Source organism: Leeuwenhoekiella sp. A2, from assembly GCF_047946655.1.
In the GTDB taxonomy this organism is placed as follows: Bacteria; Bacteroidota; Bacteroidia; order Flavobacteriales; family Flavobacteriaceae; genus Leeuwenhoekiella.
Genome location: NZ_CP172311.1, coordinates 3,119,902 through 3,139,282 on the forward strand (window position 1 = coordinate 3,119,902; position 19,381 = coordinate 3,139,282).

The 19,381-nt window shown below is 39.0% G+C and carries 14 protein-coding genes and 1 pseudogene; 5 read left to right on the forward strand and 10 right to left on the reverse strand.

The features are described 5' to 3' along the window. Positions 1-11: 11 nt before the first annotated feature. Positions 12-4,661 carry a gliding motility-associated C-terminal domain-containing protein gene (locus tag ACH3PA_RS13740; protein ID WP_416443211.1) on the reverse strand — a complete coding sequence of 1,550 codons (4,650 nt, stop codon included), beginning with the start codon at positions 4,659-4,661 and terminating at the stop codon, positions 12-14. Positions 4,662-4,768: 107 nt separating this feature from the next. Continuing rightward, complete coding sequence (locus ACH3PA_RS13745) at positions 4,769-5,782, reverse strand: pirin family protein (RefSeq protein WP_416443209.1); 1,014 nt, start codon at positions 5,780-5,782, stop codon at positions 4,769-4,771. A gap of 110 nt (positions 5,783-5,892) precedes the next feature. Between ACH3PA_RS13745 and ACH3PA_RS13750 the strand changes: the two genes are divergently transcribed. Next, positions 5,893-6,315, forward strand: coding sequence for a secondary thiamine-phosphate synthase enzyme YjbQ (locus ACH3PA_RS13750; RefSeq protein WP_416443207.1), 423 nt, complete (start codon positions 5,893-5,895; stop codon positions 6,313-6,315). Here the strand turns inward: ACH3PA_RS13750 and ACH3PA_RS13755 are convergent. The 5 genes from ACH3PA_RS13755 to ACH3PA_RS13775 form a co-directional block, all read right to left on the reverse strand. Beyond that, positions 6,296-7,123, reverse strand: a complete 828-nt coding sequence (locus ACH3PA_RS13755; protein ID WP_416443205.1) for an HAD family hydrolase — start codon at positions 7,121-7,123, stop codon at positions 6,296-6,298. The two genes, ACH3PA_RS13750 and ACH3PA_RS13755, sit on opposite strands and share 20 nt — an antisense overlap. A 129-nt stretch (positions 7,124-7,252) precedes the next feature. Beyond that, positions 7,253-8,743, reverse strand: coding sequence for a S10 family peptidase (locus ACH3PA_RS13760; protein WP_416443203.1), 1,491 nt, complete (start codon positions 8,741-8,743; stop codon positions 7,253-7,255). A 21-nt stretch (positions 8,744-8,764) separates the two neighbouring features. Continuing rightward, a complete protein-coding gene (locus tag ACH3PA_RS13765) occupies positions 8,765-9,484 on the reverse strand; it encodes a DUF3307 domain-containing protein (protein WP_416443201.1) in 720 nt (239 codons plus the stop codon). Beyond that, positions 9,485-10,162: a fumarate hydratase gene (locus ACH3PA_RS13770; protein ID WP_416443199.1), complete on the reverse strand. Its 678-nt coding sequence runs from the start codon at positions 10,160-10,162 to the stop codon at positions 9,485-9,487. A gap of 350 nt (positions 10,163-10,512) precedes the next feature. After that, positions 10,513-11,901: an amidohydrolase family protein gene (locus ACH3PA_RS13775; protein ID WP_416443197.1), complete on the reverse strand. Its 1,389-nt coding sequence runs from the start codon at positions 11,899-11,901 to the stop codon at positions 10,513-10,515. A gap of 183 nt (positions 11,902-12,084) precedes the next feature. On the opposite strand from ACH3PA_RS13775, the gene ACH3PA_RS13780 reads away from it, so the two are divergent. The 3 genes from ACH3PA_RS13780 (at position 12,085) to ACH3PA_RS13790 (ending at position 15,148) form a co-directional block, all read left to right on the forward strand. After that, positions 12,085-13,686, forward strand: a complete 1,602-nt coding sequence (locus ACH3PA_RS13780) for a carboxylesterase/lipase family protein (RefSeq protein WP_416443195.1) — start codon at positions 12,085-12,087, stop codon at positions 13,684-13,686. 324 nt (positions 13,687-14,010) lie between these two features. Further along, the gene (locus ACH3PA_RS13785; RefSeq protein WP_416448553.1) at positions 14,011-14,157 is read left to right on the forward strand and encodes a hypothetical protein; all 147 of its coding nucleotides are present in this window, start codon (positions 14,011-14,013) and stop codon (positions 14,155-14,157) included. A gap of 115 nt (positions 14,158-14,272) precedes the next feature. Beyond that, positions 14,273-15,148 carry an aldo/keto reductase gene (locus tag ACH3PA_RS13790; protein ID WP_416443193.1) on the forward strand — a complete coding sequence of 292 codons (876 nt, stop codon included), beginning with the start codon at positions 14,273-14,275 and terminating at the stop codon, positions 15,146-15,148. 10 nt (positions 15,149-15,158) lie between these two features. On the opposite strand, the gene ACH3PA_RS13795 is transcribed toward ACH3PA_RS13790, so the two are convergent. Further along, positions 15,159-15,503: a winged helix-turn-helix transcriptional regulator gene (locus ACH3PA_RS13795; protein WP_416443191.1), complete on the reverse strand. Its 345-nt coding sequence runs from the start codon at positions 15,501-15,503 to the stop codon at positions 15,159-15,161. A gap of 92 nt (positions 15,504-15,595) precedes the next feature. On the opposite strand from ACH3PA_RS13795, the gene ACH3PA_RS13800 reads away from it, so the two are divergent. After that, a complete protein-coding gene (locus tag ACH3PA_RS13800; protein WP_416443189.1) occupies positions 15,596-16,201 on the forward strand; it encodes an FMN-dependent NADH-azoreductase in 606 nt (201 codons plus the stop codon). Positions 16,202-16,288: 87 nt separating this feature from the next. Here ACH3PA_RS13800 and ACH3PA_RS13805 read toward each other — a convergent pair whose 3' ends face one another. Both ACH3PA_RS13805 and ACH3PA_RS13810 read right to left on the reverse strand, forming a co-directional pair. Beyond that, positions 16,289-17,932 carry a M1 family metallopeptidase gene (locus ACH3PA_RS13805; RefSeq protein ID WP_416443187.1) on the reverse strand — a complete coding sequence of 548 codons (1,644 nt, stop codon included), beginning with the start codon at positions 17,930-17,932 and terminating at the stop codon, positions 16,289-16,291. A gap of 451 nt (positions 17,933-18,383) precedes the next feature. Next, a pseudogene (locus tag ACH3PA_RS13810) lies at positions 18,384-19,343 on the reverse strand (M28 family peptidase); the annotation flags it as partial. Positions 19,344-19,381: the final 38 nt, after the last annotated feature.

Here is a 19,381-nt window from a genome sequence, read left to right on the forward strand (position 1 = left end):
TTATCGTCCTTTTATCTGTTCAGGTATAATTTGCCTTGTTTGCGTTCGGTTTTGCCATCATTGTAGTTGATGATGTAGAAGTAAACTCCGTTAGGAAGAATTTTCCCTCCAAACCTGTTTTGATTTGAATTTCCATCCCACGACGGGTTAGCAGCATTTCCTTTAAACACAGTAATACCGTCTCTGTTGAAAATCTCAATTTGATATTTAGGATAGATAAAATCGATGTTTTGTACCTCAAAAGTGTCGTTTATACCATCATTATTAGGAGAAAAACCTTCCGGAACAAATACATTATCGCAGCCTGTTAGATCAACTGTTACGGCCAGTCTTACAGAACTTTCACAACCTGTTTCTGTGCTTGTGAATGACGCATAATAGGTAGTTTGATGCTGTAGTAAAATATCTGTACTTAAAATATCATTTCCCGTTTCAGATGCGTACCATGTAATTCCAGAAGCCGGGGTTACATTTCTAGCCAGATCTATAAGTCGTGGTTCGTCATTAATACAGAATATATCTCCGCCTGAAGCCAGCGCTGGTGGATCAGGATTTTGCACGGTAAATAAAACCGGTGCAGTGTCTAAATTAATAGCACTACATAGCGTGACAAAATTCTGAATGTCTAGAATGTTTAAAGAAGTCTCACCGGCGTTTAGTAGGAGGGTAGCGTCAAGTGTAATCACAGCTTCTCCATTGGTGAAAATTATATTTTCTGTAATTGGTGCGCTGGTATTGGCTCCTTCTAACTGGTAAGTGACAACATATTGAGCGTCGTTGAGAGCAATAGCTCCAGAAAATGTTATTAGTTCATTTTCGAAAAGACAAATATCTGTGCTTTGCATTACCAGTCCCTGTGCATCTGGAAGAGGAAGAATCTCAAAATCTGCGGTGGCAGCAATAATACCTGATGAGCAGGCGTTTTCACTATCAATTTGGGTGATTATTAGTGTGTTTTGACCGATTTCTGTCAATAAATTTGATGCTATTTCAAAAGTCGATTCACCATTTGTAACTGTGATTATAACCTCATTATCTGCAGATATATTTACTCCTGAAATTGAATATAAAATTGTGTAATCACCATCTGCCAACCCTGAAGCACCGGTAATTGTAACCAAAGCGTTTTCTTCAAAACAGGCTTCAAGAACACTTAGTTCGCTTGAATCAAGCTCAGGTATTGGGAATATTTCAAAATCTACAGCCGCAGCAAGCACATTGCTGCAAGATGTAGTTAAACTTGTTATGCTTGTAATTGTCAAGGTAGAAGTACCAACAGTCGCAAGTTGGTTTTCGTCAAGATCAATATTAGCTTCACCGCCGGTAACTGTTACAGTTGTGGTGTTTTGAGCGGTGTTGACACCACTTATTGTATAATCGATTGTATAATCTCCATCTGCAAGGTTAGCTGCGCTAATAAATAGAGTTGAATCGTCTCCTTTACATGTTGATGCGACTTCGAGATTTTCATCACTTAATGTTGGAAGTTCGTTTATCACGAAAGATCCCGAAATCGTAAGTCCGTCTGTAAAGCAACTTGTTGTTTCGTTTGTGATAGTGGTAATAACAATATCTGTTGTTCCCGTATTAACTAAAGCTTCAGCGTCAAGAATTATCTCTGCCACACCTCCGGAAGATGAAACGGTTCCTGCTATGTAACTGCCGGTATTAGCTCCGTTAAGTGTATAAACAATATTATAGCTTCCATCTGCCAGATCTGGTGCATTTAATGAAGCGGTAACTGTTTCATTAAAACATTCATCATTAATCGTTATTGAGGCATCAGTAAGATTAGGAGGTGAAACTATTGTAGTGGTTTTGCTTAAGTCTGTAATAATTGAAGTACAACCTGTAGCAGTATTAGTAAAACTCAACACTTTTACATCTGTAAACCCGGGATTAGTAAGAAGAGTAGAAGGTATTGTAAAACCTGCATTACCGCTTTCTACTGTGACAAGAACTGTTTGCGATGCTATGTTACTATCATCTAATTCATAAGCAACTTCATAATCACCATCAGTAAGGTTTCCAGAATCATCTATAATAATTATAGCAAGATCTTCGCCCAGACATGTTTGTTCAGGAACTACCAGATTAAGATTAGAAACATCTGGCAGCGGATTGATATTTAAAGCAACTGCTAAATTGCTAACTACCGCATTACAGTTGTTAGGTGTATTTATATCGATAATTTCGGTTATATCTATTTGTGTATTTCCGCTAGCGGTAAATTGAGAGGCGGGGATAGTAAATGATCCCGTTCCCGCAACAAAACTTACCGTTATAGCAGTATCTGCAAGTGTGTTAGCGCCGATGGTGGTATAAATAAGTGTATAATCACCATCTGCAACATTTGCACCCGTGATCGTTTGCACAGCATCTTCTCCCAGACAGATATCTGCGGTTGTAATGGCCGCTGCACTTAGATCTGGATTTTTATAAATATCAAATGAAACACTTACAGGAAGACCTGTAGCCAGGCAACCAACACCAACATTTTTAAGATTAGTGATCGTAAAAGTTGTGTTTCCTGTATTTGGAATAAGACTTTCCGGAATTGTAAAAGAAGCAAACCCGCCTTCAAATGAAATAGTCGTATTGATACTGCCAGATACATTAGCTCCTGAAAGTGTAAAAAGCATACTATAGGTTGCATCAGGAATATTTGCCGCACTGTCTGAAAAAGTAACTATAACATCTTCGTTTTCACAAACTGAAGGAATGCTAATATTTGTGATGCTTAGATCAGGATTTACTACAATATTAAAAGTAGTTTCAAGTCCGTCAATATCTACCATAGCACAACCAGTTGCCGTATTAGTAATTCCTGTTATAGAAACTGTAGAAAAACCTGCAATAACAATATTAGATGGGATGATAAAAGCTGCCATTCCACCCGTAAAATCGACGTTTTCTGCGGTAAAATCGGTAGCATTTATAGCTCCTGTAACAGAATAAATAAACGTATAATTACCGTCAGCAAGATTAGGTATTGTCTCACCATCCTGAATATTTACATAAAGATCATCACCCTCGCAGGTATCGTCTACATTCAGACTTAGAGATTGCGCATCTGGAAGAGGAGATATTGTAAATGATCCTTTTTGATTAGTCAGTGTACTGCAGCCATTGCTATTTGTGACCTGTGTAATAGTGATCGTATAATCACCGGCTTGTCCAAAAACAGCGGTATTTAAAGTGTATTGCGTTAGGCCACCAGTTACAGTTGCACTTTCTGAACCTGAAACATTGATGCCGGGACCTGTTAGTGTAAAAGCAATATCATAAACACCATCAACTAATTCTATAGCGGGAGTTGCACCACCGTCTGCAAGCGTTAGTGTGGCATCTTCACCTAAACATAAAGGATCACTTACAGTTACAACACTATCAGACAAATCAGGAAGCGCAGTAATAGAAAGCCTATCTTCTAAACCTGAAATCTGCACTTGACATTGAAGCTGCGTGTTGGGGTCTATAACTTGGGTAATTTCTATAGAAACTTCACCAGTAGCAGTTAGGAAGTCAGGATTGATGTTAAAATTAGCTTTACCGTTAACGAAAGAAACCGTTAATGTTTCTACACCTGCATTGGGAACAGGACTCGTTGTATATGTGATCTCATAATCACCGTCTGGCACGTTTTGAGGATTTACCGAAATTTGACCAACAGCCTGATATGGCAGATCATCTTCACAAATAGCAGCAGGGTTAGAACCAGGAGTTGTTATATCAAATGTAGCTCCTGTAAAATCAACTACGTCTTCTATAAGTATAGAAACAGTTGTGCTGCTTGGGTTACATGCGGGATTTAAAGGATTTACAGTATATGTAAAAGAGTAAGTCCCGGGGCCATATGTATCTCTAAGGTTTTCAATATTAACAGTACTATCTGTAAAACCAGAAATTTCATTTGTAGTTGTTTCTGTCCAGATACCACCATCATCTTCACCTGTAAGTGCTGTGCGAAGATCAAAATTTGTAAAGGCCGAAAGATCGTCTGTCTCGCAATATATAGGCTGATCTGCTATGCCAGATTCCGGTGCTTGTACAACTTCTACCTTTACAGTTGAAAAAGAAGAAGGACAATCATCTATTGCCGGCACTGTATACATAAAAGTATAAATACCTACGCCCGCACCAGCAGCATTAAAAATGCTTCCACTTAATGTACCTGTGGGAGCTGTACTGCTCGTCCATGCTCCGTCAAGAGTAGGGCTTGGTGAACTACCAGTAAACTGAAAAAGATTAACAAAGTTATCATCACTACAAGCCACTGCATTATTATTGCTTCGGCCGGGAAATGATCCTAAGGTCACAGTAACCGTTGAGGTATTATCTACACAACTGCTGGCATCAACGGTGTAGGTGTAACGAAAAACACCTCCCCGGTTAACAAAATAAGTATTAAGAATACCTGTAGTGGTGTTTAATCCACTAGAGTTGTCATCATCCCTCCAGATACCACCAGTCTCTGCATCGGGGCCCAAAAGGGCAAAAAGGTCTATAGTGCCATTAATGGTATCATCACCTTTATTACATAACTCAAAAGACGCATCTGTGCCGGCACATTGCGCGAAAACTTCAGAATTAAATAAAGGTGTGAGGAAAACAAAAAAACAAAAGATTCCACGTAGAATCAGAGTAGAGATTCTTTGCATACACGGTAGGTTAAGTAAATGTTGGGTTTTAGTATCGGGTCAAATATACTATAAAACCGTTGAAATACAACATATAACTTATAAAAATACCGAATATGTTAAAAGTATTAACCTGGTGTTTCTACTTTACCATCAGGAAACTTCGCAAACCTACCTTTATCTGCTTCATGAACATGATCATGTTTAGGCCATGGCCACCCTCCAAATTCATCTTGTCTATAGCGGTTAAAGGCAGCGTTTATCTCGTCTCTGCTACTTGCCACAAATGGACCATGTTTTACTACCGGTTCATTAATTGGCTTGCCTTGCAAGAGTAGCAAACGTGCAGGTTTATCACTATTTTCAATAACAATATCCTGACCTGCATCAGTAATTATTCTATACATAGAAGGGATGTCAAAACCTTCACTTTTTAAGGATTCACCCTCATAAAAATATAGAGAACGGTTTGATGCTGAAGTTCCTGCAGGTAAGGTAAAACTGGCGTTGGGTTCTATATCTATTAACCAGATATTTACATCATTCTCCGGGTCTGCCGCCCAGGAGTCTGGAGCGGGTTTTATAGCCGATTTATCCTTATATTTTCCCGCTATTAGGGTTATTTTGGTCGATTTTCCATTCTCGTCTGTAGATTTTACGACAGGAATATCTTCATTCCAATACATACCGAAGTACGGATCTACACTTCTGTTCTTTCCCGGAAGGTTTAACCATATCTGAAATAAAAGTAGGGGATTTCTTTCATCTTGATTGAGCATAGGGAACATCTCGCTGTGCTGTAATCCTTTTCCGGCAGTGATCCATTGTACATCACCTTTACCAAAGCGTGCAGCAGCACCTAAAGAGTCAGAGTGATCTACAAGACCTTCAGGAACGATTGTTACAGTTTCAAAGCCCATGTGGGGATGCGCCGGGAAACCGGGAACCTGAGTGCCATGATACATAGCCCAACCATCTTTTTGCATAAAATCCTGGCCTAAATTGCGACCTGCAAGTGATGCGTCTGGAGTAAGTTTGCTTGTTCCCTTGGGATAATTATCGTTGTGAAAAGCACAAAACAAGAAAGGATCGCTTGTTTCCCAGGGCATTTGCAATTGTTGTATTTTTATAATAGCACTCATGATTTGAAAATTTTTATATCCAAATTTACTCTTAACTATATAGTTTACTTTTAAATTTTCATTAAAAAACGTGATAGTACAATTGTAAAATCTATTCTTAATTTAAAATAATGAAATTTTTTCAACAGGAAATAAGATTATCTGCGCGTAAACGTGGCTTTCATTTAATTACTAACGAAATACTTGATCAATTTACCGGGTTAAATAAGCTAAAAATCGGTCAATTTCAGGTATTTATTAAGCATACTTCTGCGAGTTTAACGATAAACGAAAATGCAGATCCCTCAGTTCGTGTAGATTTTGAAAGTCATATAAATAAAATGGTACCCGAAAACGCACCCTATTACATACATACTTTTGAAGGGCCAGATGATATGCCTGCGCATATAAAAGCGTCAATGATGGGTGCATCTGTAACCATCCCTATAACAAATGGCAGGTTAAATTTAGGCACCTGGCAGGGAATTTATCTTTGTGAGCACCGCGATCACGGCGGCTCAAGATCAATTGTGGTTACTGCTTTTGGGACTTAGTCTGGCGTTTTGCCTCAATTAGCTGGTTTAGCACAATCTCTACCCCAAGGTCGTTATTGCTTTTTGTAATATAGTTTGCCGCTTCTGTCACGTTAGGGTGCGCATTTGCCATAGCATAACTAAAGTGAGCAAGCTCCAGCATTTCTATATCATTGTTGTAATCGCCAAAGACCATCGTCTCATCTGGGTGAATACCCAGCATTTCCTGAATATGTTTTAGCGCATTACCTTTATCTGCTTTCATACTTGAGATATCCAGCCAATTCTCGCCAGATACTTTTACCTTAACTTCATTTTCAAGATGACTTACAACAGGGTATGTGGTCTGTTCAGAACCGCCAAAACTGTAGACCGCTATCTTAAAGAACTCATCATTATCTATTTTAGTAATATCATCTACAATTTGATATTTGTGGTAATATTCATTAAAAATATTGAGAAACTTTTCATTGTCACTGTCTACATAAGCCTGTTTCTTACCGCAAAGTACAATATGTGCATCTTCAACTTGTCTCATAAGATTGATCATCTCACGGGTTTTATCGAGAGGCAGGGAAACGGTCACTAATTCTTCATCGTTGCGTTTTGCAAAGCCACCATTTTCTGCGATCACAATAATATCTGCATGTATCTCTTTTAGCTTATCTATTATGCTGTAATACTGTCTTCCGCTGGCAGCAATAAACTGTATATTCTCTTCTTTCAATTCTTTAAACAGCGTTATGAATGTATCACTAACCTGCCCTTTAGAATTAAGAAGGGTTCCATCCATATCACTTACAACTAATCTTACTTTAGATAAATCCATATCAAATTTTGAGATGCAAAAATACACCTAATCGTTTACTTAACGGTTAAATAAAAGGTTAAGAAAGATTCCGCTTTCGCGAAAGCAAACTCAGGGTTTTAAAATTTCAATTTAAAATGAGCCCAACTTCTAATATTTCGCTCCCTGCTCAATATTAGTGCTTGCCGTATTTATAAAATCTCTAATATCGTCATTTGCCTTGATAAGATCTTCTGCTCGCAAATACATCATATGACCACTTCTGTAACCTTTAAAGCTAAGACGGTCGCCTAACTTTCCGTTAGCATTTATCTGCCCCATTACATATTTAGCATTAAAATAAGTACAAGCCCCGTCAAAATAACCAGACTGCACCATAGTATGCAAATTAGGGTTCATAGCCATCGCTTCGCGAAGATCTGCACCTGCGCTATTGCGCGTATTGTCCCAAGGGCGTACAGGGCCAAACATATTATATTCAAGATCTGTTTTATAATTAAGTTCCTGGCTCATATAATAGTTAATAGCAGGCGTAAAGCTGTTCAGCCACGATGTGAGTTCGCTATTATAGTCTGGGCCATCACCCGCTTCTTTAATGTCCATGCCTTTGTAGCGAGAATCTAGTCTACCTATGGTCATACCATCTTTATTACGCAAAAGATCTTTCCAGAAATAATCAAACGGAACTTCAAGATTATTGCTGCGAATGGTTTCTTTAGATAAACCTGAGTAATACGCCATTTTATCAATGACCTCTTCCTTTTTTGCAGCATCAAGGTAACCACCTTTGGCCAGAGCGGGTAGCAATTCATCAACAGCATATTTTTCTACTTCTGGTAATAGTTCGCTAAGATCTCTATTTTGAAGTTCTGCAGGAAGTGCTTTATGATACCATGCCGCTGCAGCGAAATAAGGCAAGCGATTTGCAACTTCTACAGGTCCATCAAAACTAAAACCTAATTCTGTAGGAGATACAAGGATGACACCGTTTAAGTACATCCATTTGCTGTTTTGTAATTCAAGTGCAAGTCCTGAAACGCGAGTTGTACCATAACTTTCACCAATTAAAAACTTAGGTGATCTCCAGCGATTATTGCGAGTAACAAATGTATTTACCCAATCTGCGAGATAAGAAATATCTGCGTTCACACCAAAAAACTGGGTTTTATCTGGCATTTTTCCATCTTTTCCCGGTAGCATGCGGCTGTAACCTGTATTTACCGGATTTACATACACAATATCTGCAACATCAAGAATAGAATTAGGATTGTCTTTTATACCATAAGGCTGAACAGGAAAACCTTCGTCGTCAATTTTTAAAATACGTGGGCCGGTATATGCAATATGCATCCATACACTGGCAGAACCGGGACCACCGTTAAAACTAATCACCAGCGGGCGGGTTTCATCATTTTTAATATCGGTGCGTTTGTAATATGTATATAACAGCGAAGCTATAGGAGCACCAGATTCATCCCACACCGGTTGAAAACCTACCGTTGCCGTATAAGGAATAGTCGCTCCTTTAATTATTGCCGTATGTTTGGTGACAATTGTGGTGTCTACCGGGACAGTGACATCCTGAGCTTTCGCTAAAAGCGAAATAAAAAGAAAAGTAAGAGGGAGTAAAAATTTGGTCATTAGATTGGTTGTTTAGCTGTATTAAAAGAAAGTTATAGATCGAGTTATAATTACTGCCAGTAGGATTGCTATGCCAAAACTGAGCAGTGTACCCACCAGCACGTATTCGGTTTTTAGGAGATTAGCGTCCTTAAAGCGCAAAATAGATTTAGCACCAATAAGAAAACCCACCGCTGAAAATTGCCCGGTAAAAATAAATATCAACACCAGCCAGCGCTCAATAATGCCTATAAGTCTGCCGGCATTAGGCAGATCTTCATCACCGCCTTCAAAAAATATCTCATACGCATTGAATATTTCACGTATAAGGATATTTGCCGGTTTTGTACAGAACAAAAATGCTGCGATTATACCCAGAATAAGGGGATTAATTGAGATGTTAAAAACCGGTTGCCATGCTATATTTTGTTTAAACACATAAACCACCGCCGTGAGAATAATTAAGTGCAGCGCCTGATCTATAAAAAAAGCATATTTGTGCGTGTATTTATTTTTGAGCAGTTGCGGTTTAAAACCGTCAATTATCCAGTGAGTGATGGTAATAATCAGTGCAAAAGGGATGAAAATCGGCTGTAAACCTAAAATAACGCTGCAGCCAAAAACAATTAGAATGTGCCACTTTAGCATTTTACTCTTAAAACCTTCATGGTCTTTTTTATGAGCCATATTTTTACCCTGAAAGGTATAATCTGCCAGTAAATGGGCAATAAATTGGAGCAGGAGCAGAGATAGGAAATTCATTTAAAGCTGCTTTAATGTTTGTTCATAATACAATATAGCTTTTTCTATGGCATTCCAGCCTATCCCTGTAGAATGTTGATTAACCGAAGACTGACTGGTACCCAATACGTTAGATATTTCTTCTTCACTGGTTCCCAATAATTTATGGTAGGCCACTTCGCATTGCCGGCGTGTTGCTTTTATCAGCATAAAATCTATTAGTGCAAAAAGGGCTTCAAAACGTTGATTAAGTGCTTCATCTTCTGCGATAAAGAGTAAGGTGTTTTTGATAATCACGCGCTCTTTGTTATGCGTGCTTTCTTCATTTATACGACGACCGCTCAGGTAAATTGCTTCACCATCAATGATTCCTTTTTCAGGATTGTAGCGTGTGAGTTCGCCGTAGCCTATGGCCAGGCGAATACCATATTCTTCAAAGTATTTATGCCTGCTTGTTTTTGCCGCCAGATCACGGGATTTTATAAAGGTTTTTATTAATAGGGCGATGCGCAGCGAGTGTTCCGGTTGTGGAACTGCGCATTCCAGATAATCACCTTTTATAAGCCTGCTGAAAGTGTCAAAGTGAACATGCAAAGTTTCAAAAAGTTGCTTTAGATCTGCTTCAAGTTGGTTCTTTCCTGCATCTGCAAGACTTGTAAACGCGATAATGTCGCCTGATATGACTGCTTTTTTACCCATATTCACTCCAAATATAAGCTAAATAGCTTATAAATGATATTTATAAGCTTATAAACTTATAATGTTATGTTATAAGCTTTAAGGCTTATATGATGTATTTATAAGGAAAATCACTTATAGTTCTCGATACGATTCTCGCTTAAAAAGCTCAAATCACTCGAACTGACAACCACATACAGGCTAGTAACTTTGAGTGCCCATAAAGTGAGGTTTATCGCGAAGCTTCATCAATAGCTGACAGAGTTCTCGATACGATTCTCGCTGAAAGGCTTAAATCACTCGAACTGACAACAGAAAGTTAAGCTAGTCACTTCGAGTGGCGTGCGATAGCACGTTGTATCGAGAAGTAACTATTTCAACATAGCTTTTAAAGCGTCGTCGTCGTAAGCTTTTCCATTTTTAATTACCCAGACAATATTTTCAGTTTGCGTAATATCTTTCAAAGGATTTCCCGATAATAGCACTAAATCGGCCGATTTTCCCACTGCAACGGCAGGTTTTTCCTTTTCGAGAAATCGAGCTCCGTTAAGTGCTGAGGTTTGTAATGCTTCAAGCGGTGTAAGTCCCGCATCAACGAGAGCCTTTAATTCTTTATGCAAAGAAATACCGGGATAGATATAGGAATTGAATGCCCCACAGTCTGAACCGGCAAGCAATGAAACACCGTTATCCTGTAATTTACCGGCAAGTTCAACAAAAGTTGAATCCAGTTTTTTGCGCATTGCAACAAAGGCAGGCGGCGCATTTAAAGCGCTCTTTATGCGGCCTTCGTAGGTTTTTTCAATTCTGGGATCCATGTATTTCAGGTATTTATCGCTAGTATGATCTGCTTCATCCAGATAGCTCAACGTATTGCCTATGTAAAGCGTTGGCACCACAAAAACATTATTATCTACCAGTTTTTTAAACTGACTTTGCGCCACCGAATCTGAATACGTTTGCATAACCTGAGCAAGCGAAGACCAGAATGAGGTCTCACCACTTTTAACAGCTTCTGTGATTTCTTTTTCTTTAGAAGAGCATCCTTTTAAAATATAATAAAGATGTTCACTGGCACCAATTCCGGCTTCAATGGTTTCATCAAGCGTAACAGTAAACGGCATATGGCCGCTGGTGATCATTCCGCGATCTGTGGCTTCTTTGATCGCTTTTAAATACATATCGCCACTAATTGTGCTTTCGTAAAGCTTAACAAAATCAACATTTAACGCCTGCAGTGAGTCAATCGCTTTTGTGACATCTTCGTCTGTACTTACTTCAAGAGAACCAGCCCAGCGCGCACCGGGACCGTCAATTTTAGGTCCGGAAGTATAAATCGTAGGTCCCACAAGATCACCTGCAGCTATTTCTTTTTGCCAGTCGTGAATTTGATGCGTCATATCGCCACCGCATTCACGCACGGTGGTAATACCATTTGCGATAAATAGATTGAGGAAATTTTTATTTGCGGCAATAAGAGAATCGCCTCCGCGAAAGTGAACATGGTTGTCCCAAAAGCCGGGAAGCAGATATTGGTCGCTTCCGTCTATATTTTGTTTTGCCTGACTCGTAACCAGATCCCGTGTTGATACAATAGAATGAATCGTGTCATCAACCATAAAAACCGATTGCCCGGCTGTAATATTACCAGTTTCAATATCAATAATGTTGACATTGTGAATCGCCAGATCAAAATTAGGAACTTGTCTCTGACAGCTAAAAACTAACAGGAGCAAAGGGAGGAAGTACAGTTTTTTCATGCTCTAAAAATAGAAAAGTTCGTTGTCATATCACAGCTTTAAAAGACCGCAAGTTTTAAGATTGACTAGAATGCTAAACTTCATCAATTCTGCAAAAAAGCACACCTCATTTATAGATATGGAATTTTATATACTGATTTATTAGTAAATTGACTGTTCTATTAACAACCATACCAACCAATTATGAAACGAATAGCTTGCTGCATCATTTTAATATCGGCCTTAAATGCATGTAAATCGCCTGAAAATGACCAAAAATCAGGAAATAATGAGCCAAAAGTAACCGTAGCCAACGGCGAAGTAGAAGGAACTTACGACAGCAATACCGGTTTAAATATGTTTTTTGGTGTTCCTTATGCAAAACCTCCTGTGGGTGAACTGCGATGGAAAGCGCCGCAACCGCTTGATAATTGGGAAGGTTTGAAAGAAACTAAAGAATTTGGTGATCGCCCGGTGCAGATCAAACTTTGGGATGATTTGCTTTATAGATCGAAAGCAATGAGCGAGGATTGTCTTTTTCTCAATGTTTGGGCTCCTGCTGAAGCGAAAACTGAGAATCTGCCGGTTTTGGTTTACATACACGGTGGTGGTTTTAATGCCGGCGATGGTTCAGAATTGCGATATGACGGGGCAAGCCTTGCTGAAAAAGGAATTGTGGTGGTTACTATAAATTATCGCTTAAATATTTTTGGCTTTTTTGCCCATCCTGAATTAACAGGAGAATCTAATAAAGATGCTTCGGGAAACTATGGTTTGCTTGATCAGGTCGCTGCGTTGGAGTGGGTTCATGATAATATAGACGCCTTTGGCGGTGATCCTTCTAAAATTACAATTGCAGGTGAATCTGCAGGATCGATTTCTGTTAGTGCCTTGATGGCTTCTCCTTTGTCAAGAGATTTAATTGCTGGCGCGATAGGTGAAAGCGGAGCTGCTATAAAACCTACTGCCTCACCGGTTCCTTTGGCGCAAGCAGAAGAGATGGGCGTTAATTTCGCGAAGCAGGCTGGAATATCATCATTAGCCGAATTACGAAATTTGTCGACCGACTCTTTATTTTCGCTTTATAAATCGGCTAATACTCCCGGATTTCCCACTGTTATAGATGGCTATTTCTACCCACAAACTGTAAGTGAAGTTTTTAAAGAAGGAGAGCAGGCTAAAGTTCCACTATTAGTGGGCTGGAATTCTGCTGAAATTCCTGCGGGTGCTTTTATGCAGGGAAAAGAAAGCACACCAGAAAATTTTGAAGCGAGAATAAAAGAAACATATCCTGAATATTCAGATAATCTTTTACAACTTTATGCCCGCAGCACAGCCGAAGAAACCACTCAATCTGCCGCAGAAATGGCTTCTGATGGTTTTATCGTTTACAGCACCTGGAAGTGGGCAGACCTTGCGAGTAAGAACAGTGATGCACCGGTCTACCGCTATAAATTTAGTAAAGTAAGACCGGGTTTAAAAGCAGATACCACAACTCAATCACCGCCAATTGGTGCACCACACGCTTCTGAAATTGAATATGCTTTGGGAAATCTAGATTTTATAGAAGCCCGGGAGTGGACAAATGAAGACCGTAAAGTCTCTCAAACTATGGAAGATTATTTTGCTAATTTCATTAAAACCGGTGATCCCAACGGTGAGAATTTACCGCAATGGCCTGCTTTAGATGCAAGCGACGAATCACCAGAAGTTATGATCATCAATACTGAGTCTAAGGCTGAAAAAGCTACACATGATGATAGATATCGTTTTTGGGAGAGTGTTTATGATTCAGAAGATCAATAGAAATGAATACTGAAGAGTCAGGAAAAAAACTTTGGAATGATTTTGTAAAAAACTAATGCTAAATATGCTGATGCGCCTATTCCGGAAGTAATTTATTTTGGAGATCATAAAACGGATGGCGATGAGTGTGCAGAATTAGTTGCCAAAGGTACTAAACAGGCAACTTCTACTTCACTCTGGTGGTTAGAGAAAAATGGACAAAACCTGCGAAAAATCGGTGATTTTTATATAATAACTAACTGGGCTGCAGAGGGAACAGCATAGTTACAAACCTCTAGAGTTGTAAAAGGAACTTTTAACGAAATTGACGAAGAATACGCCGCAATAGAAGGCGAGGGCGATAAGTCTTTAGATTACTGGAAACAAGTGCATTCGGGTTATTATTCTCGTGAAACGAGTGAATTTGACGAAAGCCCAACTTTAGACATGGTTATAGTTTGTGAATTTTTTAAAACGGTATGGCCTAAATAATTAAGCTATTAATTTTAACGTTATTCCCTGCTGTTAACTAGTGTTAAGCTACGGTTCTTTAAAATGCTGTTTTGTAATTTAATAGGTATCAATCTAACCTATAAAACAGCCTGTAATGACATTCAATAAAAGAACCCCCCTTGTAAAGCTTAATGACGGTTATTTAATCCCTCAATTAGGTTTTGGTGTTTACCAAATTGATAAAAAAGATACAGTAAAAGCAGTTGAAAAAGCATTTGACTGTGGTTATAAGCATATAGATACAGCGAAGTCCTACGGTAATGAGAAAGAAGTTGGCGATGCGATACGAGCCCAGAAGGAACATATTTATGTAACCACAAAATATTTTAATCCTGATACTAAAGAACATGGTTATGAAGATGCATTAGCACATTTTGAGCAGAGTTACCGCGCTTTAGGTCTTAAGCACATCGATCTTTATCTTATTCACTGGCCAATTGTAAAAAATGACGGTTATGTTGCTGCCTGGAAAGCACTAATAGAACTTCAAAAAAGTGATAGAGTAAAATCAATTGGCGTTTCTAACTTTACTCAAGAGCATATTTCTCGCATTATTGAAGAAACTAGCGTTGTTCCGGCTGTAAACCAAATTGAGATGCATCCTTATTTTCAGCAGGAAGAACTAAGAGCTTTTCACAAAAAGCATGGTATACTTACAGAGGCCTGGAGTCCGCTGGGAAGAGGAAAAGTTCTTGATGATAAAGTGCTAAATGGTATTGCAAAAGATCATCATAAAACAGCTGCTCAAATAGTTTTGCGCTGGCACATGCAGTTAGGGGTGATAACTTTCCCAAAATCTACAACACCGGAACGCATAGAAGAGAACTACGCGATATTTGATTTTGAATTGTCTAAAGATGAAATGGCCGCTATTAAAGCCTTAGAAAAAGGAGAGCGCAACGGGCCAGATCCTGCTGTTTATACTTTTCCGGAAGATCTTTTGAGAAAAAGAGCAGCTAGCAAAAAATAGCAGGAATTTATCAAGTGCCAATTATCTTCTTTCTATGAGCTATTCCCCAATCACGTAATGCATTAATAACAGGCTCAAGAGATTCTGAATGTACCGTAGCTTTATATTCTACCAGCACCGGACTGCTGTCATATACAGTGCGCGTGATTAATTGGTTACACTCAAGATCTTTTAATTCTTTTGCTAATACTTTTGAAGTGATCTTGGGGATACTTCGTTCTATTTCGCGAAAGCGATTATTGCCAGATTTTATAGATATCAGGATCAATAATTTCCATTTTCCGCTAACGACATCAAGCGCATCTCGCACGGGGAGAAGCGCAGAAGTACATTCTGTATGGTTATGTTTAGACATATTAACTTAATTTTCACTTACCTTAAGGTAACTGCTATACTTTGGTAAGCAAAATTAGTTAAATTTGTAGTCTAAATCTAAATTACCCAAGTATGAAAAAGATATTAAATATTATTTCAAGCCCAAGAGGTGCAGATAGCTTCTCAAGTAAACTATCTACTGTCGTTCTTGACGAAATTAAATCAACTTATGGCGAGGTTGACATTAAAACTATAGACCTTTCGCAATCTCCTTACCCACATCTTGATGAGACTTTGCTTACGTCACTTGGTGTACAGGCAGATGATCGTTCTGAAGAAATGCAGGCGGCTGTTGATACATCAGATAAAGCTGTAAGTGATCTGAAGGATGCTGATATTGTGATCATAGGTGTACCTATGTATAACTTTTCTATCCCTTCAACATTAAAATCATGGATTGATCATATCGCCCGTGCAGGAATCTCTTTTAGATATACTGAAGCTGGAGTAGAAGGTTTAATAAAAGATAAAAAAGTCTATTTGTGTATTGCTACAGGTGGCGTTTACTCTGCCGGCCCAATGCAGGAGTTTGATTTTACCGAACCTTACATGCGCAAAGTACTTGCCTTTTTAGGTATGACAGACGTTACAACTTACCGTGTAGAAGGTGTTAGCATACCAGATTTACAGGGAACTGCTCTTGAAAAGGCGATTGAAAATATTGCTATAGAAGCGTAATTTACTAGATAATTACAATAAAAAAATCGGCTAATAATTTGAATTATCAGCCGATTTTTTATGTGTTTTAGGAGGTTTTTATCTATGCTAGTTCACAGAGCTATTTGAAATCTTGCGGGATTTAATATAGAAATCAGGATCTACTTCAAATTTCAGGATCTTTTTGTCTGATTTTTGGGTCTGCCAGTCCGATTTTGGGTGTATCCAGACCGATTTTCCGTTGATTTCTACCTGCACCGGCATATCAAAACCCTCAATTATTTCGCTATAGCGAAAACTTAACGTGTCACCGTTAATTTTATATTCCAGCACAGGTATTTTAGTTGTTCTCAAATACTCATCAAAAAACTCAGTAAGATCAATCCCTGATTCTTTGCTGATGTAATCTTCAATTTGTTTTGTGGAAACTGTCTGATGATAGAATGTCGAGTTCAATCCGCGTAAAATTGCGCGCCATTTCTCGTCATCATCAACCAGCTGGCGTAAAGTGTGCAAAATATTAGCCCCTTTGTAATACATATCGCCGCTGCCTTCATAATCAACGTCGTAACTTCCTATGATAGGGCGGTCATTTTTTATAAGTCGGCGTGTGCCTTCAACGTATTCAGAAGCGGCTTTTTTTCCGTAGTAATAATCAACAAACAGATTTTCAGAATATGCCGTAAAACCTTCGTGAATCCACATATCTGCCACATCGCTGTCTGTAATATTGTTAGCAAACCACTCGTGCCCGGACTCATGAATAATGATAAAATCAAATTTCAGGCCCCAGCCTGTGTTAGAAAGATCTCTGCCTAAATAGCCGTTTTCATAATGATTACCATAAGTCACAGAACTTTGATGCTCCATCCCTAAATAAGGCACTTCAACGAGTTTGTAGCCATCTTCATAAAAAGGGTAGGGGCCAAACCAATATTCAAATGCTTCAAGCATTTTATTTGCCTGTTTAAATTGTTTTTTTGCTTTTTGAAGATTCTCCTTTAACACATAAAAATCAAGATCTAGCTCACCTTTTTCGCCTTTATACGTATTTGAAAAATGGGCATAATCCCCGATATTTATGTTTACACCATAACTATTTATCGGGTTTTTTACAGCCCAGTGAAATGTGCTGGTGTTGGCTTGATTGGTAGAATCTATCAGTCGGCCATTTGAGACTGCCATAAGTCCTTTAGGTACCGTAGCTCTCACATCAAGACTATCTACCTCATCATAAGGGTGATCTTTGTTAGGCCACCAGATCGATGGACCTATACCCTCGTTAGAATTGGCCGCAAAAACATTGCCTTTGCTGTCTTCCTGCCACGTCCAGCCACCGTCCCATGGCGGATTTACAGCTACTCGTGGAGTACCTTTAAAAGTGAGATCTAATTTTTGTACTGAGCCTTTTTCCTGTTTCGCTTTAAGCGAAATAAAATAAGCACTTCCTTCTTTAGTATACGTGAGTTCTTCACCATTTTGTGTTGCAGAAAGCAGCTGCATAGGTTGTTGCAGATCTATCTGAATGGTTTGGTATGGCTTTAGAACCGTGTAGGTAACTGTATTTGTTCCGGAAATAAATTTTTTAGCAGGATTAATAGTAACGTTAAGATCGTAGTGATTAAGATCCCACCATTCTCGCTGCGGGGTTATACTACCTTTTATACTATCTAGACGGGTAAATTCCTGAGCGCTGATTTTTAGCGAAAATAGAACGATTATTAGCGCTGTGAGGGCGATTTTTAATTTCATAAAAGCGGTATTAGGGAACCGAAATTCCCAAGAATTAGCGAATATAAATCAAAAATCAATTTCTAATGATACCATTAGGAAATACTACTGGACTTTCATGACCATTTGCACCTACTGCTGCTACGCCAAAAAAGGAGTTATCTATCACAATGCCCTTAAGTGTAAACTGAGTAATATCGCCTACATATCGGCTGTTGTCCCAGGTAGGCGAAGTTGTATCTCTCCAGTATATCTTGTAGCCTACTGCACCGTCTACTTTGCTCCATTGTAGTTTTGCATCTGCTTCTACAATTCCACCAATTTCTACAGTAGCAGGAGTAGGAGGAGCCCACGCCAGACTTGCCAGGTTGATCGCGTTTACAGCTGTAAGTTTTTTAGCATATTCAAAATTTACATGTTCTACCACATCGCCATACTCAATACCATCTTCAGTACGAATGTCCTGATGTTGATGCGTATAATCTTCATGAGCTTCCATAATACGTACACCGGCATAGCCGAGGTCATTAAATGGTCTATGATGCCCACCTCGACCAAAACGATCTAGACGATAGATCATCATTGGGTTCATCTCTGGCATGTATTCTTTTACATTTTTATGTATGTAACGAGCAAGCTGCCGCGAAATACCATCTACTTCACCACCGTAAAATCTCCGGCCGCGTCGTTGTTGTTCTGTTTCTGTAGGCGGAGTAGGTTCAGAGAAAATTCTAAAATCCCGATTGCTTACAACACCGTCAACACCGCTAATGTTTCCTATCATATCATTGTTGAGAATACCTATAATATCCCAGCCTTTTTCTTTCGCGTAAGCTGCCAGACCGGCGCCACCAAAAAGCCCCTGCTCTTCACCAGAAAGTCCTACGTAGATGATGCTATTCTCAAATTTATATTTAGAAAGTACACGAGCCGCTTCCATAGTACCAGCCATACCGCTCGCATTATCGTTAGCTCCCGGCGCGTCTGTCGTAAAATCAACCGCATCACTGGCACGAGAATCTATGTCACCACTCATAATGATGTAGCGATTGGGATATTTTGTACCGCGCTGTACAGCTACCACATTTACAACATATGCGTCATGTGGCACGCGACTGCCCATATCTGTAGTAACTAAATCCTTTTGGTAAAAAACATTAAGACAACCGCCACAACCTGCAGATGTTTTCTCAAAGTCGGTTTTTATAAATCTTCTTGCTGCGCCTATGCCGCGCGTATCGCTTAGAGTGTCACTAAATGTATTTCTGGTTCCAAAATTGGCCAGTTTACGTACGTCTGCCTCGATATGATCTGCAGAAACAGCATCAATTATGTCGTATATTCTAAGATCTGTAGAAGAGGGCACAGCAGTCTGCGCATTTACCTGAAAACTAAAAAGGGCAATCAATGCAAGGGTAGAGGTTATTCTCATGAATAGTGGATTGGTTTAAAGTAAAAGTAAGTATTTAG